This window comes from Kribbella sp. NPDC056951 (assembly GCF_042674205.1).
Classification (GTDB): domain Bacteria; phylum Actinomycetota; class Actinomycetes; order Propionibacteriales; family Kribbellaceae; genus Kribbella; species Kribbella yunnanensis.
Map to the genome: position 1 here is coordinate 937365 of NZ_JBHUQZ010000001.1, position 21800 is coordinate 959164.

Genomic DNA, 21800 nt, shown 5'->3' on the forward strand with positions numbered 1-21800 from the left:
TGGTCGGCGAGACTCGTGGGTGTGCTGACTCTTGATGATCACCGGACCGGCCTGCTCAGTCGCGGAGCGAGCGGTCCGCCGGTCGTGCTCCTGCATTCGCTCGGTTCCGACAAGCGCATGTGGGAGCCCGTGCTGGACCGGCTGGCCGACGGGCGCAGGGTTTTCGCATATGACCTGCGTGGTCACGGCGAGGCAGCTGCTGCGCCGCATCCACGGCGGCTGACCGACCTGGCGCGCGACCTGTTCGGCGTACTGGATGCCTTGGAGTTGGACACCGCGCACATCGTGGGCCTTTCGTACGGCGGTGGGATCGCGCAGACCGCGGCTGTCGAGGCGCCGGAGCGGTTCGCGTCGCTGGCTCTACTCGCGACCACCGACCGTCCGTTCCCGGAGGTCTTCGAGCAGCGCGCGGCCGCGGTCGAGACCGGCGGGATGGAGGCCCAGGTCGAGGAGTCGATCGCGCGCTGGTTCACGCCGGAGGCCGTGGCCGCCGAGGCCGCTGGAGTGCGGTTCGCGCGCGAGGGAGTGCGGGCGATGGACCCCGCGGCCTGGGCGGCGGCGTGGCGGGCGATGAAACAGCTTGACGTGCGAGGGAAGCTCGGGGCGTTCACCGCGCCGGCTCTGGTGGTGGCCGGCGGGGCCGACCTGGCCGGATCGGCCGACGTACTGCGGTCACTGGCGGACGGTATCCCCGGCGGGCAGTTCGTGGAGCTACCCGGCGTACCGCATCTGCAGACCTTGGAACGGCCCGAGCTGGTCGCGGACGCGTTGGACGGGTTTCTCCCTAGAGGGTGAGCTTCTCAAGGTGATCGAGTACGACGAACTTGGCGCCGGACTGTTCTACGGATTTGCGGAGCGGGGTCAGGTCGGTCCACGGGATGCCGGGGTCGGTGAGGGGTTTGTCGAAGTCGTCCCAGTGGGTGGCGAGGACGGTGGTGACCGGCTTGAGGGTTTGGAGGAGGCGGTCGGTGATGCCGGGTTCGCCACCGGGGGCGGCCAGGACGACGTCGACCTGGAGATCGCGGAGTGCGTGCGGGTCGAAGTTCGCCGTACTGAGGCTGAGGATGCGCAGGCCGCCGATCGTGATGACGTAGGCGAGGGTGCCGCCTTCGAGCAGGTCTTCGATGTGGCGGGGGCGCGGCGGTACGGCGTCTTGGTGGTAGCCGGGGTAGGCGTAGGTGTGGCGCTTGCCGCCGCAGGAGTGCAGCGACGGGAAGACCTCGATGGTGAAGCCGTCGAAGACCAGGTATTCGCCACCGCGAACCGCTGACAGCAGGTCGGCCTGGGTGCGCATCGCCTTCAGCAGGTTGACGTGTGTGCGGGTGCCGAACACGGTCGCCTGGGTCTTCTTGGCGACGTACGGGACGTCGGACAGGTGGTCGTAGTGGCCGTGGTGGACCAGGATCGCGTCGGCCTTGGTGAGGTGCTTGTCGATGACCGTCTTGTCGATGACCAGCTTGGTTTTCGGGTCGGCGCCTTCGGGGGTGAAGGTGCCGGTGTGGAAGCGGGTCAGCCACGGGTCGGTGAGCACGATGTGCTCACCGCAGCGGATCTGCCAGGCGTGCGTGCCGAGCCAGGTGAACTCCACCGGGGTACGTCGGGTTTGCGGCTTGCTGGTTGTTTCCGCGATGGCTGGGGTGCCGATCATTCCGGCCGCACCGACCGCCGCCGCCCCTGCGATCATGCCTCGTCGCGTCACCTTCACTGCGTTCTCCTCTCGCCGTTCCGGAGGTCTCATCCAAAGCGAGCGCTTGACCGTGTGTCGAATATGCTTTCAGGCATGAGGCAAGTGTCAGGGGATATCACCGCAGGTCAGCGGCATCATGCTGACTGAACGGCACCTCCAGATCTTTGTCGCACTAGCCGAGGAACAGCACTTCGGAGACGCGGCGCGGGTCGTCGGGATCACCCAGCCGCCGCTGTCGCAGGGGTTGCGCCGGCTGGAGGCGCTGGTCGGGGCGAAGCTGTTCGAGCGCGGTTCGACCGGTGTCGAGCTCACCGCCGCCGGTGCCGCGCTGCTGCCGTTCGCGCGCCGGGCGCTGACATCCATCGAGGAACTCCATCAAGCTGCGGTCGCCCGCGACCCCGAGGGGCCCGAGATCCGCCTCGGCCTCGCGCCCGAGGTTCCACCAGCCGCAGGTGCCGCAGTCGCCGCCGCCTGCGGTGCCGCAGTTCCCGGTAGTCGCGTGACAGTCGTCTCCGCGCCCACCAGCTCCCTCACCAACCAGGTATCCGCCGGCAGGTTGACGCTGGCCGTCGTACTCCATCCGACCGTCCTGGATGGGTTGGAGGCAGGCCCAGTGCAACTCCTGCCGACCTGGGCCTTGGCCCCGGCTGGCCTGGGCGCAGGATCTAGAGCCCGGGCTCTTGCGGCCGAGCAGTCGGCACGGGGCGGCCTGCCTGTGGAGTTGCGACGGTTGGGTGGGTTGCCGGTGGCGGTTCGGCCTCGGGCTGAGGCGCCGGCGGCTCGGGATCTGTTCTTGGACACGTTGGCCTTGCATCGGCCGGATGGTGGGACCGTCGTGGTGACGGATGAGCGCGCGGGCCTGGCGATGGCGGCGGCTGGGCAGGCGATTGTGATGACCGCGGACCCGACGCTGATCGCGCCCGGTGTCGAGCGGTACGAGTTGGCCGGCGATCCGCTGCCCACGCGGTTGCGACTGGTGTGGTCGCGGACTCCGTTCGCCCACCCGATCGACGTGATCGCGCAGCTGACCAACGCGTTGGTGACCCCGTGAGTGCCCGGATCCGCGCGGTTTTCGAGGACGCCGGGGTACGCGGCTGGCTGCATGCGGTCGCGCTCGACGCGCCGGAATCGACAGTCGACATCGACGCGAACGCCGTCGTACCGATGGCATCGGTCTACAAACTGCCTTTGCTGGTTGGATTCTGCCACTTGGTCGACGAAGGCGAGCTCGATCCGCGCGCACAACTCACCCTCGATCCGTCCACGCGAACGCCCGGCCCGACCGGCCTGTCCCTCATGGCAGACCCCGTGACCATGTCCCTCCGCGACCTGGCCGTCTCGATGATGACCGTGTCGGACAACGCCGCAGCCGATGCGCTGCTCACCGAGGTCGGCCTCGAGCGACTCGCCGAGTTGCTGCAATCCTTCGGCCTGCAACAGACCTGGGTACGACGGGGGACCGCGGCCAACCTGCTCGACCTGCAACGGCGTACCGGACTGGACGATCCGGATGCGGCCCTCGCCGTACTGGCGGATAACAACCGCACCACCCCGACCGGCGTCTACGAAGCCGCCAACGCCTCCGCATCGACCCCGTCCGACATGACCCTGCTCCTCCGCCGACTCTGGTCCGGCGAACTGCTCTCCGCGGCCCAGACAGACTTCGCGAAGGCGACCATGCAGCGGCAGATTTTCCAGCACCGCCTGGCCTCCGGCTTCCCGCACGACGCGATCCGCGTCGCCGGCAAGACCGGCACCTTCGGTGCGCTGCGGCACGAGGTCGGCGTCGTCACCCTCCCGGCCGGGGATGCCTACGCAGTCGCGGTCTTCACCCAGACCGCCCGCGTCGACTCCCGCCAGCCGCGCGCCGACTCCACCATCGGCCTCGCCGCGCAGCTGGCGGTCAATCTGCTCAGATAACGGCGTACGCCTCGATCTCGATCAGTGCCTCCGGACGGAACAGCGCCACCACCTGTACGGCGGTACTGGCCGGCGGGTTGGCAGTGTCGACGTACTCGTCGCGAACCGTGCGCAGAGCCGGCAGACCGGCCATGTCAGTCAAGTAGTAGTTCAGCTTCACAACGTTGGCCCACGTAGCGCCCGCGGCCTTCAGAGCCGCGTCCAGGTTGGCGAACACCTGCCGGGTCTGGGCTTCTGCATCACCCTCACCGACGAGGTTGCCGTCAGCGTCGAGGGCGACCTGACCGGCGATCGCGACCCACTGGCCCGGACCGGTCACCACGTGGCTGTAACCGTTGCCCGGTGCAACGCCCTCCGGACGCGGATATTCCAGCGTACTCATGCATCCTCCATCAAACGGTGATCTGTGGTTGCCCTTTCGCAGCCTAGGCTCCGGACGTGAAGATCCGTAGGGCGCTGATCGCGTTGGTAGTGCTGGTGCCATCTCTGGTGACAGCGCCGGCGAGCGCTGAGACATTCCTGCCGGTCGATCCGGGCGCGAGCGGTGCGTACACGGTCGACGTACGGGACTATCACTTAGGTGATCGGGCCGTCGACATTCCGGCGTTCAAGATCAAGAGCGAACTGACCGGACGAGCCTATACACCGGTGGGTGCACCCGGCCGCCGTCCGCTGGTGCTGTTCCTGCACGGAATCCACGTGCCTTGTTACGCCAAGGGCATGGATCCGGACGAGCTGATGGAATGGCCGTGTCCCAAGGGATCCAAGCCGATCCCGAGCTACGCCGGATACGACGCTCCGGCCAAGGCGCTGGCCAGCCAGGGCTACCAAGTGGTCTCGATCAGCGCGAACGCGATCAACCTCGCCGACTTCGACACCCAGATGACCGGTTCGCTGGCTCGCGCCCAGCTGGTGCTCGCACATCTCAAGCTCTGGCAGCGCTGGTCGACTCACGGCGACGGGCCCTTCGGCCGCAAGTACGTCGGCAAGGTCGACCTGCAACGGGTCGGCCTGATGGGTCACTCCCGCGGCGGCGAAGGCGTCGCCCGGGCGGTTCAGCTCAACGCCGAACTCGGTGAACCGTTCGGTATCCGCGCAGTCCTGCTCCTCGCACCCGGTGGCTTCCTCCGACCGAACCTGCCCGGAGTCGCGCTGAGCGTGATCCTCCCGTACTGCGACGGCGACGTGAGCGACCTGTCCGGCCAGCGGTACTACGACGACACGCGGTACTCGATGACGCGCGATCCCGCCGCGCGCTCGACCGTGCTGCTGATGGGCGCCAACCACAACTTCTTCAACACCGAGTGGACGCCAGGACGTTCGGTCGCGGACTCGGAGGACGACTGGACTGCCGATGACAAGGCCGAGCCCTGCGGAAAGAAGTCCAAGCAACGCCTGACCGCAGTCGAGCAGGAAGCGGCCGGTCGCGCTTACATGGCTGGATTCTTCCGTCTCGAGCTCGGCCGCGAGACCGCGCTGCTGCCGTTGCTCGACGGTTCGAATGCGCGCGCCCACTCAGCCGGTCGTGCGGTCGTCTCCGTGATGGCGCAGTCGCCTCGCCGGTACGACGTCGCTCGCCTGGACGGAGCTTCCGGCGTACTGACTGGGTCTGCTCGGACGCGAGTGTGCGCTTCGGATTGCGTGCGCAACCCCTATGGGCGATACCCGCATTGGGTCACCGATCCGCCGGTCGAGCACCTTCCGGCCGGGCGGGTGACGGAGTTGAGCTGGACCGCGTCGGATGGGCGACTCCGCTTCGACTTGCCGGTCGGCCGCCGCGATGTTCGACAGTACGACGTACTGTCGTTGCGGGCAACTGAAAGGGCGACCGATCTGTCGGTGCGGTTGACGGACGGCCGCGGGCGGTCGGCCAGTGTGCTGGTATCCACCGTCAGCAAGGCGTTGCAGCCGTTGCCGGGGAAGATCGCCGATCTGCTGCCGAAGGTGATGTTGCAGACGGTCCGGATTCCGTTGGCCGGTCTGCCGCTCGACCTGCGGGACGTGCGGTCGGTGGAGATCCGGACCGACCGGGTCGCCCGAGGTACGGCGTACCTGGCTGATCTGTCGTTCTCGACGCCGTCACTTAGTCACTGGCGACCGCGGATGCTGCCGGTGCTTTCGGTCGCGGATGTGGACATGGTGGAAGGCGATTCCGGACCGCGGACGGCCGACTTCAAGGTGCGGCTGTCGCGGGTCAGCCCGCGGCCGGTGACGTTCTGGGCGGAGGCGTCCGGGGACTTCATCAGCGATGTGGTGGAGCCGTTCCATGCCCGCGTGACGATCCCGGCCGGGCATCGGTCGGCAACGATCAAGGTGCCGCTGCGGCCGAACAAGCGAGATGGTGACGACGTCACGTTCATCATGGTGCTGTCCGGGTCGACGGACGCGATGATCGGCCGCTCGCTTGCCGACGGGATCGTCCGCGACGACGACCCGACTCCCTCGATAACCATCTCGCCGGGTGTGGGAACCGAAGGGCGTGGTGGTGTGGTGTTCCAGATGAAGTTGTCCGCTCCGTCGGACCGTGGTGCTCGCCTGACCGCTGAGCTGCGCAGCGGTACGGCGAAACTCGGCACTGACTTCGTCGATCCCGAGGGAGGTCTCTATCCGCAGGTCGATGCGGGCAAGACGACCGGGCAGTTCGTCGTACCGATCAAGGACGACAAGCTGCGGGAGAAGGCCGAGACGTTCACGGTCGTGATCACGGCCGCAGACGGCGCCGTACTGAAGGTCCCCTACCGGGTGCAGGGGACCATCCGCGACAACGACTAGAAGGTTGGCAGGCCGGTCGTCGGCGAGGACGCCTGGCCGGAGTGCCAGCGGCGGGGGACCCGGCCGGCCAGACGGGCGTTGCGGCCGGCGCTGACGGCGTCGCGCATGGCGGCGGCCATCAGGGCCGGCTTCTCCGCGCGGGTGACCGGAGTCGCCAGCATGACCGCGGCGCAGCCGAGCTCCATCGCGAGGGCGGCATCGCTCGCCGTACCGATGCCGGCGTCGACGATGACCGGGACGTTGGCCGCCTCGGCGATCAGTGCGATGTTGTGCGGGTTGCGGATCCCGAGGGCCGAACCGATCGGTGCCGCCAACGGCATCACGGCCGCACACCCGGCCTGCTCCAGCCGGCGAGCCAGGATCGGGTCGTCGTTGGTGTAGGGGAGCACGGTGAAGCCGTCGGCGATCAGGATGTCCACGGCGTCGAGCAGCTCGACCGGATCAGGCAGCAGCAGGTGGTCGTCGGCGACCACCTCGACCTTGACCAGATCGGTCCCCAGCGCCTCGCGGGCCAGTCGGGCGGTCAGCACAGCCTCGGCCGCGGTGTGACAGCCGGCAGTGTTCGGCAGGATCTCGATCCCGTGCCGCTTCAGCACGTCGAGCACCGAGCCCTCGTGCCCGGTCCCCAGCCGGCGCATCGCGACCGTGGTCAACTGGGTGCCGGAGGCAATCAACGCCTCTTCCATCACTTCCAGGTTCGCCGAACCGCCGGTGCCCATGATGAGCCGCGAGGAGTACGTCCGGCCGCCCAGCTCGAAGGGGTCGTCCATGTCAGCCTCCCTGGACCGCGCCGACGATCTCGACCCGGTCACCCGCCGTCAGGATCGTGGCCGACCACTCGTCGCGGGTCAACACACTCTGATTCACCGCGACCGCGATCCCGGTCTGCCGATCCGACATCTCCGCGACCAGCTGAGCGACCGACATCCCCGGTCCGCTGCTGGTCGCCGTACCGTTCACCCACACCGCGTGCTCAAGCGGTGACTCGTCGTACTGCGTCATGCGTCCTCCCTACGCCGGAATTACCCGATTCAGGTTCAGCGGTCGGCGACGCCTGCTCTGTCGCCCTCTCAGCCCACTCCGGTGCGAGCTCCCGCGGTCTGTTTCGACTTTAGTTCCCCGTCAGCAAACTCGCCAATTCTGTTGGCCTGTAGAGCACTTGCTTGCCGGCTCGCTGGGGTTCGACCAGACCGGTACGGCGGAGCAGTTGCAGGTGCTGGCTGACTGCGGACGGGGTGACCCCGAGTTCGGCGGCCACGTCGGTCGTGGTGCGCGGGTGGGTGAGCAACTGCAGGATGCGGGCGCGCGCCGTACCGATGAGTTTGGCGAGGTCTTGTGGTGTGGGTGGGTCGACGACTGTCCACAGGTTGGCCTGGCCGCGGGGTGGATAGCCGAGGAACGGTTCGGCGCCGGGGTCGTAGGGGATCACTGCGTGCGGGCCGAAGAGGGTGGGCTGCAGGACTAGGCCGCGGCCGTCGACCTTCTCTGTGCGGCTGATTGCACTCACCTTGGCGACCTTCAAGAGGCCTTGGCTATAAGAGATCGCGGGGCCGAGCTCGTTGAGCATCGCGCCGGTGCCCTGTTGCGTGAGCACGTGACCGCGGTACGTGATGTCGGCGGTGAGGATGGTGCGCATGCGATTCCAGTACGGCGCGATGACCGTCTGCCAGTAGTCGTCGAGTGCTGCGGTGACCCGGGCTGGTGTGAGGCCTTCGGGCAGCTCGCCGTTGACTGCTGTGTGCTGTCTAGTGAAGGTTTCTTGATCGACTGCGGCTATGAGCTGGAGTTCGTCGGTGAACTGGGTAAGTGGGGAAGTCGGCCGCGGCGTGAGGTAGTCGGGGCTGCCCATGGTGTCGTTGACCAGGTGGCTGAGTACGGTCCAGTCGAGGTCTTCGAGTAGCGGCTGGACTGTGCGGATCCAGGGGAGTTGGAGCGGGAACCGGCCGGGGTCGCGGAGGGCGCGGAGGGACAGGACGGTCTCCGAGGCGGGTGACAGGGCGAAGCGGACCTCCTCCAGATCCCGGGATGTCAGTTCGTAGGTCAGCACCCGTTCATTACATCCCGCGGTAGCCGGGACCGCCTCGTGGGGTTACTTCTGGCCTATGGAGCTGGGTGGATGGGCCGGTGTCGTCGTCGAGGACCTTGCCGGTGGCCCAGGCGTCGTCGGTGATCGCGTTGCGCGGTACCGCCAGCGCGAGCTTGAAGTCCTGGTCGGGCTGGGCGGTCGTATTGCCGTGGATCTGTACGGCGACGGTCTTGCGGGTCTCGCCGGGCGCGAAGGTGATCGTGGTCGACAGCGGCCGGACGATCTCGGGGTCCGCGGTGAAGCCGGCTGTCTCGGCGTGGACTGTGATGGGCTGATGGCTTGATCTGCTGAGGGTGACTGTGAAGTCGACCTTGGTCGTGCTGTTGCCCTCGGCAATCGGTGCGGCGTCGGCGACCGAAATCCGGGGGAGCTGGTTGATCGTGGTCCGGCCTCTTGAGGGCGTGCTCAGGGCGAGGTCAGAGATGAAGATCCGGCCTGTGCTGGTGCGATCGGTGCGGAGTTCTACTGCCTTGAGAGCCCTTGTTTTCAAGGGGATTCGGACTGTTCGGAGCAGGGTCTTGGGTTGGCTGTCCTCGTGCTTTCCGGGGAGCTGGGTGAGGGCGTCGCCGACCTGCGAGACGGCGACATCGCGGTACTTGCCGTGGTTGTCGATCAGTCGGACGGTGAGGTCCTGGGTGGGCCGGTCCGGGTCCGCGGCGGCGCGGAACGTCAGTACGTCGTACTGCTTGCTGGTCTTGACCGGGATGCGGAGGACGCCGTTCCGGCTGGTCCATTGGAGGGCGGTGATCGCGGGGGTCGGGACGGCGGGGAGGAAGAAGCTGGGGACCCAGTGTGGGAAGCGATCGGGCTGCTCGTTCTCGGTGCAGAATGGTTCGGGGTTGGGGTCGGGTAGCCAGGACGGGCTGCCGGTGCAGACAGTCGCGGTCAGATCGCCGCTCGTGCTCACGGGTTTGTCGAACCTTGCGAGTTCGTGGCGGTCGGGGGAGTGCGAGGTGACCTTGGGGTTGGAGCCGTCGAACAGCTTTCCTTGGGTTTCGTCGCCGCCGAGAATCCAGCGGAAGAAGCCCGAGATGTACACCCGCCCGGCCGCCTGCTGCTCAACCGCGGTCAGTCTGGTGGCGGTCGCCGTACCGCAGGGCTCGTCGTCGGGATTGAAACCCCAGTCGTCCGTTGCCGGCGCCTCCGCCTGACCGGGCGTCCACTCACTGTTGAAGAAGTTATGGTTGGCCCCCATCAGGAGCACCGAGGATTTGGGTGCGTCGTCGTCCGTGGCGCGCGCGTCGTCGTACAGGTGCTGGCCTTGCAGGTCGTAGACATCGCCGTCGCAGTAGCCCGACAACAGGTTGAGCGCGACACCTGGGAGAGCTTGTCTCGTGGCTGACGTGGATGCGAGTGGGAGGACCGCCTTGATGCCGTACGGGTGCGGGCGAGCCGCATTCGCAAGCGTCGCGGCCACCACACCCTCGCCACCACGCGAGTGACCCATCAGACCGACGTTGTCGAGGTCAACCCGGTTCGAGTGCTTCCACAGGTCGAGGTGGGCGAGGACGAGTTCACCGCGCAACCTGGTGCCGGCGTCAAGCGTCTTGCCGACATTGCGGTTGACGGCATTCGAGCTGATGGAGATGACGACGTACCCATGTCTGGCGAGCTCGATGCCCGGGGCGTCGTACCCACGAAAGCTCGGCACCGGCCGCTGATCCGGGGCACAAGGCCACCGCTGCACCCCGTCACCGCCATAACAGGCTTCATGAAATCCGTGCAGAAACAGGATGAGCGGCCGCTTCCCCGGTGCCCGCTTGGGCTCATAAACCTTGGCCCGTAACTCGGACATCACCCCGCCCAGCAGGGTGATCGCCTCGTCCCCGAGGTTGTACTCCGACGTCACTACGCCGTACGTCGGCTCCCCGGCATACGCAACCCCAGCAGTAGCCGACAACACTACCGCCAGGACCAACCCCAGCCAAGCCCTCAATGGCCCCCACCCAAACAAGCCCGTCACGAGCCCCACCCCTCTCAGGCCCTCACCATCGCCCCCTCCCACCCCCACGAACCAGACATCTGCCCCGCAACCCCGCACACCCTGCCCAGACGTGCCGACCCAGGCCCGCCTCCTGCGCTCAGGCGCGGACCCCAGGCCCATCACAACTGCATGCTGCGCCCGACCCCCACGCTCAGCGGGCGGCGGTTCGCCCAGTTGTGATGGCCGTGGGGTTCGCCTCAGTCCTCGCAGCCGATCCCGTCGTGGTCGGAGTCGAGGCGGTAGATGTCGGACCCGGTCACCGTCACCGGACCATCGACGTACTCGGGCCCGTTCCCGCTCCCGCCCGAGCAGTCGACATCACTCGCGACCGGTACGCACCCGCTGTAGTTCGGATCGCACCCCGACTCCACGTCCTCCTCGACCTTGGTCCCCACCACCGTCACCTGCGACCGCGGCTGCTTCGCGACCTCCTGGCGAATGAGCTTCTTCGCCGTCGACTTCCCACCGACGTACGTGACCTCGTACGTCAACTTCCGCGACCCGTTCACCCCCACCGTCCGAATGGCCCGCTCACCCTTCGGCAGCTCGCTATCCGTCACCGTCTTCGTCTTGAACGGAATCACCCGATACTCGACAACCGTCTTCGTCGTCGTCTCCGGTACGACGGACGTCGGTACGACGGGCTTCGGCGTCGGCCTGGCCTTCGGCGTCGGCGGTTGACTGGTCGGCGCGGTCACCGTCCGTGTGATCACCCGCCCACCGGCAACCGCAGCCGGTTCGGTCGATTCCGCCGTACCGCACCCGACCCCGAACCCGAGCACAGCAACCACCATCAACGCAGCACGAATACGCAACACACTTCCCCCCAAACCCGCCGTCGGTTCCCCCCCGCGGCGGGATTGCCAGCGCCCGGACCACCCAGGCGAAGACAACTGCATAGCACCCCGATCGATCCCTCGACCAGACCTCAGCGCCGTACATCTCACCGAGCGGCTACGCCAACCCCGATCAAAGCTGCGAAAATGATCCCGACCAGCAACCCCGCGGCTCCGAGCGCAATCAACGGCCCCGCACTGATCGGCGGCTCCGGCACCCGCTTCTGGAACACGGCGAACAACCGCTCCTCAGCCGGCCGAACCTCCCGCAACAACACCGCCGACGGATGCGACCGCGCACTGAAACTCTCCAGCGCCTCCATAGCAGCCCGAGCAGCCTCCACCGCCGCCCGAATCACCGCCACGATCACCCCGCCAGAAGCAAGCGTCAAGAACCCGATCAACGCCGCCTCGGTCTGCGCCATCCCCGCCTCAGCCGCCTCCGCAGCCGGCGCCCAAGCCTTCCGCAGCGCCTGGAACGACCACAACCCGAAGAACCCCAGCACCCCACCCGCGAACCCCACCACGGCAAGCACCGTCGTCAACGGATTCTGCGCCTTCACCGCCGCCGCAAAAGCCCGGGCATCCGTCGCCAGATCCCCCGCATCCCGAGCCAGCCCCTCCCAATTGGCCAGCGCCTCCGCCCGAGCCCGCAACTTCACCCCGATCACGATCCGATCGGCCAGCCCCATCGAAGAGGCCTGCCAAACGATCTCCTTCCAGGCAGACACCACCTCGTCATGCCCCTCCACGATCGCAGCCCGCTCCACAACCCCCATACCGCCCCCTTGCCCCAGCCCCCCGGCGCGCGAGTAGTACTCCCCAGACCCCGACAGTACGCCTCAGACCACCCCCCGAACACCCCTTCACCCACCCCACCGCCCCCACCCCACCCCCAAACCTGCAACACTTGTCCCCAACCCCTCACCACCGGGGCCTCTAGCTCAATTGGCAGAGCAGCGGACTTTTAATCCGCGGGTTGTGGGTTCGAGTCCCACGGGGCCTACCAGCGGCTGACCTGCAGGGAAACCTGCAGGTCAGCGGCACCCTAGCAACGGTCTGTCAATGGCGCTGTCAATGAGTAGACTGTTTTCATGCCTCCGAAGCCCCGTCCCCGCGGTCATGTGAGGCGTCGCGGCCGGTCGATCCAGGTGATGGTCTACGAGGGCGTTGACCCGGTGACGGGCAAGGATTCGTACGCTGTCGAGTCGACGACCGACGAGCGCGCCGTCCAGGAGATCCAGACCAGGTTGCAGGCGCAGGTCGACCGGCAGCGCAGCGCGAAGACCAAGGCTGAGCTCGGGTACGTGATTGAGACCTGGCTCGACCAACACGACGGTGAAGACACGACGCTCGACGGCTATCGGGGGTACCTGCGTCGCACGATCCAGCCGCATCTGGGCACCGTGCCCGCAGGCAAGGTCACAGCGAAGGTTCTCGAGACGTTCTACGCCCAGCTCCGCAAGTGCTCGGTGATCTGCAAAGGGCAACCGCTCGTGGATCATCGGACGACGCAGCCTCACGAGTGCAAGACCGTCAAGCACCGTCGGAAGCCTGGCCGGCCGGCACGGAATGCACCGCCGCATGACTGCGCGCAGTCTGGTTGCACCGTGATCGAGTGTCCGCCGCACGCTTGCAAGCCGATGGCTCGTTCGAGTGTCAGGCAAATCCACGCCATCATCAGCGGCGCGCTCGACCTGGCTGTGCGGTGGGAGTGGATCGACACGAATCCCGCCGATGTTGCAAAGAAGCCTCGGCAAGAGAAGCCAAAGCCCAATCCGCCGTCCGCGCAGGAAGCGGCGAGGATGGTCGAAGCGGCTTTTGAGGAGGACTACGCGTGGGGCATGTTGGTTTGGCTCAAGCTGACCACCGGGCCGCGCCGCGGCGAGATACTCGCCCGGCGATTCGAGGAGATCGATTTCGATGAGCTAAACCCCGAGCCCGATGATCGCGAGGGGATGTTGCGACTCGGTGATAGCTACGTAGTGCGGTCCGGCAGGAAGTTCTTTAAAGACACAAAGGATCATCAGCAGCGACAAAACTCTATCGACGCCTTTACGCTGGCGGGCCTCTGGCAGCTATGGCTTATGTACGTCGAGCGGATGGAGAAGCTCGGTCGCGAGCCAGTACGTAGCGCGTTCATCTTCTCGTACGCCGCCGACAATAGTCGTCCGTGCAACCCTGATGGCATCACGCACCGATTTGGTCGCCTCATGGTTCGGCTTGGAATGGCCTACCACCTACATTCGCTTCGACACTATTCTGCGACCGAGTTGATTGCCGCCGGAGTGGATATTCGCACCGTAGCAGGACGCCTTGGTCATGGCGGTGGCGGAACGACGACCCTGCGCATCTATACGGCGTTCGTGCCAGAAGCAGACAAGCGCGCGGCAAAACTCCTGGCTGGGCGACTCGGCCGGCCGCCGCAGCGTACCGACTAGATGTGGATGCCGGGGGCTGTGGCCCCCTTACAGCAGTGAGTTCAGTTCACTCATTGTCCCGATGATGACATCCGCGCCTGCTGAGGCCAGTCTTTCTCGCTTGCCAGGCTTGTTCGCGTAGCCGATCGCCCGGACGCCAGCGGCGCGCCCGGCCTCCATATCGCTCGTGCTGTCCCCGACAAATCCAGTACCAGCGGCCATTGCCGCTAAGGCAGTCATTGCTTCAAGCAACAAGTACGGATCGGGCTTCATGAGCGCCACATTGTCCGGGTTCCTGCCGGAGACGTGTGCGACATGGGCCGAAAGGTCGTGCTCGGCGAGGTACTTCTCCACGGCCGGACCGTGATTGTTGCTGACGATCGCGGTGCTTATCCCCCTCGCCGAGCATCGTCTCAGGAGCTCCGCCGCGCCGGCCGTGGGTGTTGCGGACTCGACTGCAACCAGCTCGGCCGCCTGCAGGGCGAGTTCGACCTGGTGAGCCGCCGCGGGGGACTGGGCATGGACGGTGCGAAGGACCTCATGAGGATCGGTGGTACCGGCGGCCAGAATGACGCCCGCGCCGGCAGCGACAGTGACGAGTTCACCAGCAATCACTGGAGCCGGGTAGCCGGCGAAGGCGGAGCAGATTGGGCCGTCGAAGTCGAGCAGCAGCCAATGCGTGCTCGCGATGGAGTCGCTCACGGCGTGTACTCCCGGGAGATGGTGTTCCACACGCTGTCGAACCACTTCCGCGCTTCGCGGACGTGCAGACTCTCCGTCGACTCTGGGTCGTCGGTCATGGCGTGATGGAACAAGGCTGTGTCCTTGCCAAGCAGGTCGAAAGATTCGATCGGCTCGCCATCGATCGTGATGGTGTGTTCGTAGACCGGGTAGAACCCGAAGAAGACCTCAGATTCATTGATGATGTACAGCTTGAACATCGGTGTCACGCTGTGGCGGCGAATCTCGGTCGTTGCGCTTTGTACCAGGCCGACGTCGGCGAGCTCCTGGACCGAGTCCACGAGCGCACCGGCGTGTCGATCCACGATTCTCTGCATGCGGGCGCGGAGTCGGGGGTCGTCCGCGAGCCCAGCGATCCGAGTCGGGATAGCCATCGGAACGGACATGTCCGGGACAAGAATTCTGACCCGCAGTGAGTTTGGTGTCAGTCGGCCAGTCCGGATCTTGTCGAGCTGCTCCTGCAGCATTCCGTGCAGGGTCTCACTGGAGAAGCCAGCGAAGTCGACCGCGACATCGAGTGCCTCGAACGCCCGTTCCACGTGAGGTCTCAGGCCGACGGGTCGCTCGGTTCGTGCCTTGACGTAGACACCACTGCCCTGGCGTGAATACACGAGACCTTCGTCCTTCAGGACTCGAACTGCCTGCTGGGCAGTCATCCGTGCCACACCGAACTGCTTCGCCAGCTCCGCGCCCGATGGCAGCCGTTCTGCAGGCTTCAGCTTCCCCGTCAGGATCGCAGCGCGCAGAGCGTTCGCGACCTTGATGTAAGGCGGTCTGGGGTCCGTTGGGTCGATCTCCATGGCGGAAGCCTACGCGTATCAGCCTAGGCGGCCAAGAACATGCCTAGCCAACACTTGATTAGCCTAGGCCACCTGTGCCACTATGAACATGCCTAGGCAGGCTAGGCAGCTTGTGCAAGTGGAGGACTCATGGAACAGCAGAGCAGCTCAGACCACGAGGACAGCTCAGATGTGAGGGCAGCACGCCACGATGGCGCCGCCCGTCTGCGTGCCGCAACCATCGCTTCTGCCCTCGAAAGTGCACTACGCAAGCGGAGCGCTGGCGTGCCGACGTACACGGTTCCGGAAACGGCCGCGGTCCTGAGCGTCTCGCACGAGCACCTCTACCGCCAGGTGCGGCTCGGCCTCTTTCCAGCGCTGAAGTTCAACGGCAGGTATGTCATTCCGGCTCAGGCCGTCGAGGACCTGCTTGCTACCGCGGCCTCGGCCGCTGGCGGTCTGGACCTCGCTGAGTGGGCCGCCAGCTGGCAAGCGGGTGGAGCCGCATGAGCGCCACTCACCACACAGACCGGCCCCGCAGAGGCGCCAACCAGGGCGGGGCCGGTTCTCCCATCACCCAGGTACGAGTTCGAGAGGTCTACAGCATGACTGACACGCAGCAGGTCGGCACGGAGTGGGTGCCGCCTTTGGGGATGTTGGAGGAGTTGCCGTCGGAGCATGCGGCGGTGATTCGGGGGCTGTTCGAGCTGGCCGCGTTCGTGGCCGTTCACCCGGAGTTCCGCGCGCCGGTCGTTCAGGCGCGCTTCTATCTGCCGTGGGACACCCGGCCGTCTGACGCCCAGGCGGAGTACGCCGCCGAGCGCGAGCTGGTGGATGGATTGGCTGTGGCGCTGGGTGTGGGGCCAATCGATGACGAGGCCAGCGGTCACTACACCGTGAGGCGGGCGCTGGGTGGGGTTGAGGCGTGCAGCGTCGCGATCACGCCGGCGCGCATGGCGCGGTATGACGCGGAGCGTTCGTACACGGGTTCGGTTCAGCCTGACGAGCCGGAGCGCGCGAAGGTCTTCACAGACGATGCGGCCACGGTGGGTGGTATGCGATGAGCGGCTTCGTGAACACCGACGAGCAGCTGTTGTGGCGCAGTTACGACGCCCAGGTCGCCGAGATCGAGAAAGCCGACACGAAGGCTAACTTCGCGGTGGCGGCCGAGACCGCGCTGGCCGTGATCGTGCTGAACCTGCTGTCGACCTCGCACAGCCCGGTGTTGGCCGGTCGGGTGATGCTCGGTGTTTCGCTGGCCGCGTTGGCGGTCGCGCTGGGCGCTGCGCTGCTGGTTGTCATGCCGCGTCTGCACCGGCCGGGCGGGATGGTGCAGCCGGGGGAGTTCTTGTATTTCGGCGCGGTCCGGGTCCGGTCGCTGGACGAGTTGCTGCGCCAGATTGCTGAAGCCGACACCGTCTATGCGCTGCGGGTGCAGCAGCGGGCAATCGTGCAGCACACCAAGGTGCTGGCGCAGATCGCGTGGTCGAAGTACGCGTGCTTGTGGGTGTCGTTCGTCGCGGCCGGTGCCGCGATGGTGTTCGGGATGCTCGGAGTGCTGCTGGGCGGTGGTCGGTGATGCACAGGCGACCGAGTGCGCGCGAAGGCGTGATGGTTCCGCACGAGCTGGTCGGCGTGATGGTGCTGGCCGTGGTGGCCGGTGTGGCCGCTGTCGGGTTCGGTGAGCGGCTCAATGGGTTCGGACCGTTCGGTCCGGCGTTCGGCACACAGTTGGTCGAGGTCGGCTACTGGGTGACCGCCGGTGCAGGCCTGGCGCTGCTGTCGGCAGGGCTGATGTTCTGGCAGGTCGGCAAGGGCCTGCTGGTCTCGGTGATCGGGTGGCTGGGCTTCGCCGGCGCGGTCGCCCTCAGGGTCTCGCTGCCGGGAGGTGCGGGTGGCTGGCTGATCGCTGCCGGTGCTCTGACGGCGTTGTGTGCGGGGCTGGTGTCGCTGAACCGCACTATCGGTTCCGGGATCGCGGCCGGTGCGTGGCTGGTGTTCGCCGGTCTGCTGATGCGCAAGCTGCCCGCCTCGGTGTCCGTAGCGAGTTGGTGGGTGCTGGTGCTGATCGTCGGTGTGCTGCTCGTGGTCGCGATGGCTGCCCGGGTGGTGTTCTCCCGGTCGTCGTCGCGCGGGTTGCTGCGGCGGTTGGGTCGGGCGGGCCGTGAGACTGACGGGTTGGCGTCGTGGCTGGATGTGTCGCGGACCTCTTCGGCGCGGGTGATGCGCAAGAAGATGACCAGGCTGCGCCCGTCCCTGGCTGGGTTGTCGCGCTGGGCGCGCCGCAAGGTGGCCAACGTCGAGCTGGGGGTGCGGATCGCGCGGGTCGGGTTCGTGTCGGTGTGGTCGTCGTGCCAGGACCACACGATCACGTTCGGCGGGCCGCGTAAGGGCAAGACCCAGCAGGTCATGAACTACATCCTTGACGCCCCGGGCGCGGTCATCACGACCTCGACCAAGCAGGACGTGATGATGGCCACCGCGACCGCGCGGGCCGTGAGCGGGCCGGTGTGGCTGTTCGACCCGTCCGGTGTCGTCAACGAGACCGATGGCCGGGGTGGTCCGACCGACGGCGCGAAGCTCATTGCGTCGGTCGGTGTGCAGCGGGTCCGGTTCGATCCGCTGGCCGGCTGCGAGGTGGCAGCTGTCGCGATGGATCGCGCCGCCGACCTGATCGACGGGGTTGGCCGGGACAGCAACGACGGCCGCGGCGAGCGGTGGGACGGGTTCGCCAAGCAGACCTTGCAGGCGTTGCTGCACGCCGCCGCTCTCGGTCCCTACACGATGAACAACGTCCAGGAGTGGGTCGCGCACCCGAACAAGGACGCCGAGCTGGCCGTCACCTACGAGCTGCGCGCGGCGGGGGCGTCCGCGACGGGCATGTTGCAGGAGGCAACGCAGTTCTTCCGCAACAACCCCGACACCCAGTCGTCGATCTCGACCACGATCATGCCCGCACTGTCGTGGCTGTCGGTGGCCACTGCCGCAGCGTCCGCGGCCCCGGGTGGCCAGCAGTTCGACGTGGCCGAGCTGATCGCGTCCGGCGGGACGGTGTACCTGATCGGCAAGGACGACAAGAAGACCGCTCCGCTGGTCACCGCTCTGACCGCCTACATCGCACGCCAGGCCCAGCAGATCGCCGCAGGCATGCCGGGCGAGCGGCTCGACCCACAGCTAACGATGGTGCTCGACGAGGCCGCACTGATCTGCCTGATCCCGCTCGACCAGTGGTCGGGTGACTTCGGGTCCCGAGGCATCACCCTTCACATCGCGGCCCAGTCCCGCGCGCAGATGCGCCAGCGGTTCGGCGACGAGGCCACCGGGTCACTGCTGACCAACTGCGCCACGAAAGTCCTGTACGGCGGGTGCGGCGACGACGACGACCTGAACTACTGGTCAACCCTGGCAGGCGAACGCGAGGAGCCCGCAGTCACCCGCGACCAGGCCACCGGCAACCGCTCGGTCAGCACACGCAAATCGTCTGTGCTTACCCCGGCCCAGGTCGGGCAGCTACGCGCCGGGCAGATCCTCATCATCAGCGACGGCATGCCGCCGGCCATCACCAAGGGCCGGATGACCTACAAACGTCGCGACGTCCGACTCGCCCGCTTCCGCGCCCGCCGCGACGTCCAAGCACTGGTGCGATTCACCACCGAGCAGGTTCTGCCGCACGTCGCGCGCGCCAGCCACGCCATGGCCACCACCGTCAGGGTCACGGCCCGGCGAGTGTTCGGCCCCGTCATCCGCCGCGGCGACGCCGCCCTGACCTGGCTCGACCGCAACGACCCGGTCCGCGAGTTCCGCGCCCGGATCGTCCTGCGCCGTTCCGGACGCAAGGCCAGCGCCGCACTCGACACCCGCAGCACCACGCCTCGCGAGCTGACCGACGCGCCCACCGGCACCGACCACAGCGACCAGAAGGACAACTGACATGGCCACCACCAACTGGATCACCCGCCTCACCAACAAGCTCACCGGCGCACAGAACTCACCGGCGGCCACACAGAACTCAGCAGCCAGCGCGGAGTTCGTTGCCGCGCCGACCGGCCGGAACGGGTCGGCCGACTCCAAGGCCACTGCCCTCGCGCCGCAGTCACTGCGCGAGCAGGACAAGGAGAGGAGACGAGAGCAGCGTGCCCGCGAGGAAGCCACGATGCCGATCGAGAGCAAGCTCCTCCAGCTTCGCGAGCTGGCCGAAGCCCAGTGGTCTTTGGCCGACCACGAGCAAGCGATGGACCTACACCGCACCATGACCGCCGAAGCGGCCCGCGTCTACGACGAGCTGAAGACCGGCCTGCACTCACTCGACGAGGTACACGCCGCCGTGCGGCGCTGGGCTACGAGCGGCCTGAGCCACGTCCCGGTGTTTCGCGGGACAGAAGCTGCCGAAAGCATTCTTGCCTACGCCGTCGACCACGGACCGGTGCAAGACCACGCGATCCACGCCTACATTCCTGACCTCGGCTCGCCGGAAATCCTGGACTACCTGGAACGCCGCATGATCGCCGCGGCCGACTCCGGCGAACGCAAAACCGCCAACACGCTCAAGGACATGATCGACAACGTGGCGGCGCGGTCTGACGAGCAGCTCACCGCGGCCCGCTGGAACCATTACCCGTTCATCGACTGGGAGCGGCGCGCCCGGACAGACCGTCTCAAGTTTCAGCAGGCCGTCCGCGAGTTTGCCGTTCGCTGCGGTGTCGAGCTCCCAGCCGATCTTCTCGACGCTGAAACGCAGACGGACGAGACGACCGTCGCGCAGGACAGCTCCGATGTCTTCGGTGTAGCGCCGATCAGGGCCCACCTGACCCGGCTGCACGACGACGCGATCGCTCGCCGCGAACTCGACAGAGCCAGCGAGGTCCGTGACACCTACGACCAGATCGACGCCAACCTCGACACGTTCGCCTGGGAAGACAGCACAGACGCTGCCGACGCCTCCGTGGACCGCACAGCCGCGCGACGGGCCCAGGTCCACAGCAGCCTGCGGGAATACACCGACAACCTCGGAATCGCCGTCCCGGACGGCCTGCTCGACGTCGCCGTCACCGGCCAGGCCTCCCGTGAGGCCACCACCGACGGCGGCGACGATGACCTCGCCACTATGAGGACCGAGCTGACCAGAGAGCACGACGACGCGCTCTCCGCGCACGACCTGGAAAGAGCCACAGACATCCGAGTGACTCTCGGCCAGATCGACGAGGCCGAAGCCATCGACCGCCGCATCCACGCCACCCTGCACGGGCAGGCTGATGCGCAGCGCGCGCCGGCCGCGACCGAACAGCAGGCAACGGACACTGTGCCTGCGCAGGAATCCGAGCCGTCGGTCCTCGCCGGCGAGCAAGCACGGATGTCCCAAGCGCAGTACCAGGCCATGACGCACGAGCTCGTGGTCGGTGAGGACGATGCCGTCTTCGCCGGCGTGGTGATGAGCCGCGAAGAGTACGACAAGGAGATCGCGGACTGCTGGGTGGATCCCACTGACGATCACTGGGATCAGCATTCCGAGGACGACGTCTCCGACACCGTCGCGTGGGACAAGGCCCGGAACGAGAAACCCGTCGAAAACGACGCCACGCAGCAGGACGAGCCAGCAGACGCTGAGCAGCTTCGCGCTGCAGCCGCTGACACTGCGCCCGAGGCCGCGGGCGAGGCTGCGGCCGAGAACCCAGTCACGGGCGAATCTGTCGCGGACGACACGGCTTGTGCGGAGCCGCTGGAACGGGCGGCCGAGGCCGTGACCCAGGCGCGCGCCGCACTGGACCACGCCCAGGCTGCGATCGCCCAAGCCCGCCAGCAGGCGGCCGACGCCGAGCGCGATACGGAACTCGAGCGGTGGCACGCCGACGACGAGACCGCACGGCGCGACGCCGCCCGCGACACCCACCGCGACACCGGCAACGGCGCCCAGACGAACGGATACCTGCGATGACGAAGCCTCCCGTGATGGCCCCGTCCATCGTCACCATCTGCGGCTCGACCCGGTTTCGGGCCGAGATCACCGACGCCAACCGTGCGCTCACCCTGGCCGGGTACATCGTGCTCGCACCCGGCGTGTTCCAGCACGCCGGCGACGACCTCACGACGAACGACAAGCTGCGGCTGGACTCGCTGCACATGGTCAAGATCGACCTGGCGCACTGGGTCTACGTGGTCAACCCCGGCGGGTACGTCGGCGAGTCCACGACCCGCGAGATCGAGTGGGCAACCCTGACCGGCAAGCCGGTCTGCTCCACCGATCCCACGACAGGCGTGATCTGCGCCCCGTTGAGCGAGCTGGACGCCCCGAGCTGGGGTGAGTGGTGATGATCCGCGTTCAGCAGTGCACCTGCCCGTGCCATGTCCTGATGCATCACCACGTGCCCGCGCCGCGGGCGGTGCTGTCGCCGGAGGTATCGGCCGGCGAGGTTCGCGCCCGGTGGGGCTGTGGCGAGCTCGCGGTCAAGTTCGGCATCGACGCCGTACCGGCCCACGACGAGCACGGCGCTGCGACCGGACGGGTCGCCATCGAGCCCGACGAACTCCAGGAAGCGATCCACAACTACCACGCCGACACCGACAAGGAGGGCAGCTGA

Annotated in this window: 22 protein-coding genes, 1 tRNA gene and 1 riboswitch; of the genes, 13 read left to right on the forward strand and 10 right to left on the reverse strand. The window is 67.1% G+C overall.

From position 1 onward, the window contains the following. Window positions 1-21: 21 nt before the first annotated feature. Complete coding sequence (locus ACFTSF_RS04410) at window positions 22-795, forward strand: alpha/beta fold hydrolase (RefSeq protein WP_380152452.1); 774 nt, start codon at window positions 22-24, stop codon at window positions 793-795. Here ACFTSF_RS04410 and ACFTSF_RS04415 read toward each other — a convergent pair. Next, the gene (locus tag ACFTSF_RS04415) at window positions 785-1705 is read right to left on the reverse strand and encodes an MBL fold metallo-hydrolase (RefSeq protein WP_380152454.1); all 921 of its coding nucleotides are present in this window, start codon (window positions 1703-1705) and stop codon (window positions 785-787) included. The genes ACFTSF_RS04410 and ACFTSF_RS04415 overlap by 11 nt on opposite strands. A gap of 118 nt (window positions 1706-1823) precedes the next feature. On the opposite strand from ACFTSF_RS04415, the gene ACFTSF_RS04420 reads away from it, so the two are divergent. Next, window positions 1824-2738, forward strand: coding sequence for a LysR family transcriptional regulator (locus ACFTSF_RS04420; RefSeq protein ID WP_380152455.1), 915 nt, complete (start codon window positions 1824-1826; stop codon window positions 2736-2738). Then, complete coding sequence (locus ACFTSF_RS04425) at window positions 2735-3607, forward strand: serine hydrolase (protein ID WP_380152456.1); 873 nt, start codon at window positions 2735-2737, stop codon at window positions 3605-3607. The genes ACFTSF_RS04420 and ACFTSF_RS04425 overlap by 4 nt, the downstream gene beginning before the upstream one ends. On the opposite strand, the gene ACFTSF_RS04430 is transcribed toward ACFTSF_RS04425, so the two are convergent. After that, window positions 3600-3989, reverse strand: coding sequence for a RidA family protein (locus tag ACFTSF_RS04430; protein ID WP_380152457.1), 390 nt, complete (start codon window positions 3987-3989; stop codon window positions 3600-3602). The genes ACFTSF_RS04425 and ACFTSF_RS04430 overlap by 8 nt on opposite strands. A gap of 56 nt (window positions 3990-4045) precedes the next feature. Between ACFTSF_RS04430 and ACFTSF_RS04435 the strand changes: the two genes are divergently transcribed. Further along, window positions 4046-6379, forward strand: a complete 2334-nt coding sequence (locus ACFTSF_RS04435; RefSeq protein ID WP_380152459.1) for a hypothetical protein — start codon at window positions 4046-4048, stop codon at window positions 6377-6379. Here the strand turns inward: ACFTSF_RS04435 and ACFTSF_RS04440 are convergent. The 6 genes from ACFTSF_RS04440 to ACFTSF_RS04465 all read right to left on the reverse strand — a co-directional run bounded on the left by ACFTSF_RS04440 (window position 6376) and on the right by ACFTSF_RS04465 (window position 12064). Next, a complete protein-coding gene (locus ACFTSF_RS04440; protein WP_380152460.1) occupies window positions 6376-7149 on the reverse strand; it encodes a thiazole synthase in 774 nt (257 codons plus the stop codon). The genes ACFTSF_RS04435 and ACFTSF_RS04440 overlap by 4 nt on opposite strands. Window position 7150: 1 nt before the next feature. Further along, entirely contained in the window at window positions 7151-7381 is a 231-nt protein-coding gene (gene thiS, locus ACFTSF_RS04445; protein WP_380152461.1) for a sulfur carrier protein ThiS, read from the reverse strand. Further along, window positions 7371-7486: riboswitch (TPP riboswitch) on the reverse strand. It overlaps the preceding gene by 11 nt. A 4-nt stretch (window positions 7487-7490) precedes the next feature. Beyond that, complete coding sequence (locus ACFTSF_RS04450; RefSeq protein ID WP_380152462.1) at window positions 7491-8426, reverse strand: DUF5937 family protein; 936 nt, start codon at window positions 8424-8426, stop codon at window positions 7491-7493. 7 nt (window positions 8427-8433) lie between these two features. Continuing rightward, window positions 8434-10401, reverse strand: a complete 1968-nt coding sequence (locus ACFTSF_RS04455; RefSeq protein WP_380152463.1) for a hypothetical protein — start codon at window positions 10399-10401, stop codon at window positions 8434-8436. Between the two features lie 245 nt (window positions 10402-10646). Beyond that, window positions 10647-11264 (reverse strand): G5 domain-containing protein, encoded by a 618-nt coding sequence (locus ACFTSF_RS04460; RefSeq protein ID WP_380152464.1) that lies wholly within the window; start codon window positions 11262-11264, stop codon window positions 10647-10649. A gap of 128 nt (window positions 11265-11392) precedes the next feature. Then, a complete protein-coding gene (locus tag ACFTSF_RS04465) occupies window positions 11393-12064 on the reverse strand; it encodes a hypothetical protein (RefSeq protein WP_344153546.1) in 672 nt (223 codons plus the stop codon). 154 nt (window positions 12065-12218) lie between these two features. Here ACFTSF_RS04465 and ACFTSF_RS04470 point away from each other — a divergent pair. Beyond that, a tRNA-Lys gene (locus ACFTSF_RS04470) sits at window positions 12219-12294 on the forward strand. A 145-nt stretch (window positions 12295-12439) separates the two neighbouring features. Then, window positions 12440-13726 (forward strand): tyrosine-type recombinase/integrase, encoded by a 1287-nt coding sequence (locus ACFTSF_RS04475; RefSeq protein ID WP_380153080.1) that lies wholly within the window; start codon window positions 12440-12442, stop codon window positions 13724-13726. A gap of 27 nt (window positions 13727-13753) precedes the next feature. On the opposite strand, the gene ACFTSF_RS04480 is transcribed toward ACFTSF_RS04475, so the two are convergent. Together ACFTSF_RS04480 and ACFTSF_RS04485 are read right to left on the reverse strand one after the other, a co-directional pair. Further along, window positions 13754-14407: an HAD family hydrolase gene (locus ACFTSF_RS04480; RefSeq protein WP_380152465.1), complete on the reverse strand. Its 654-nt coding sequence runs from the start codon at window positions 14405-14407 to the stop codon at window positions 13754-13756. Next, the gene (locus ACFTSF_RS04485; RefSeq protein ID WP_380152466.1) at window positions 14404-15246 is read right to left on the reverse strand and encodes a GntR family transcriptional regulator; all 843 of its coding nucleotides are present in this window, start codon (window positions 15244-15246) and stop codon (window positions 14404-14406) included. Before ACFTSF_RS04485 ends, ACFTSF_RS04480 begins: the two co-directional genes overlap by 4 nt. A gap of 264 nt (window positions 15247-15510) precedes the next feature. On the opposite strand from ACFTSF_RS04485, the gene ACFTSF_RS04490 reads away from it, so the two are divergent. The 7 genes from ACFTSF_RS04490 (at window position 15511) to ACFTSF_RS04520 (ending at window position 21800) form a co-directional block, all read left to right on the forward strand. Beyond that, window positions 15511-15735: a helix-turn-helix domain-containing protein gene (locus ACFTSF_RS04490; RefSeq protein WP_380152467.1), complete on the forward strand. Its 225-nt coding sequence runs from the start codon at window positions 15511-15513 to the stop codon at window positions 15733-15735. Window positions 15736-15830: 95 nt separating this feature from the next. Next, window positions 15831-16289, forward strand: coding sequence for a hypothetical protein (locus tag ACFTSF_RS04495; RefSeq protein ID WP_380152468.1), 459 nt, complete (start codon window positions 15831-15833; stop codon window positions 16287-16289). After that, window positions 16286-16804, forward strand: coding sequence for a Pycsar system effector family protein (locus tag ACFTSF_RS04500; protein ID WP_380152469.1), 519 nt, complete (start codon window positions 16286-16288; stop codon window positions 16802-16804). Before ACFTSF_RS04495 ends, ACFTSF_RS04500 begins: the two co-directional genes overlap by 4 nt. Beyond that, on the forward strand, window positions 16804-19155 hold the full coding sequence (locus ACFTSF_RS04505) for a type IV secretory system conjugative DNA transfer family protein (protein ID WP_380152470.1): 2352 nt from the start codon (window positions 16804-16806) through the stop codon (window positions 19153-19155). Before ACFTSF_RS04500 ends, ACFTSF_RS04505 begins: the two co-directional genes overlap by 1 nt. 1 nt (window position 19156) lies before the next feature. Beyond that, on the forward strand, window positions 19157-21157 hold the full coding sequence (locus ACFTSF_RS04510; RefSeq protein ID WP_380152471.1) for a hypothetical protein: 2001 nt from the start codon (window positions 19157-19159) through the stop codon (window positions 21155-21157). Beyond that, window positions 21154-21531, forward strand: a complete 378-nt coding sequence (locus tag ACFTSF_RS04515; protein ID WP_380152472.1) for a hypothetical protein — start codon at window positions 21154-21156, stop codon at window positions 21529-21531. Before ACFTSF_RS04510 ends, ACFTSF_RS04515 begins: the two co-directional genes overlap by 4 nt. A 41-nt stretch (window positions 21532-21572) precedes the next feature. Then, the gene (locus ACFTSF_RS04520; protein WP_380152473.1) at window positions 21573-21800 is read left to right on the forward strand and encodes a hypothetical protein; all 228 of its coding nucleotides are present in this window, start codon (window positions 21573-21575) and stop codon (window positions 21798-21800) included.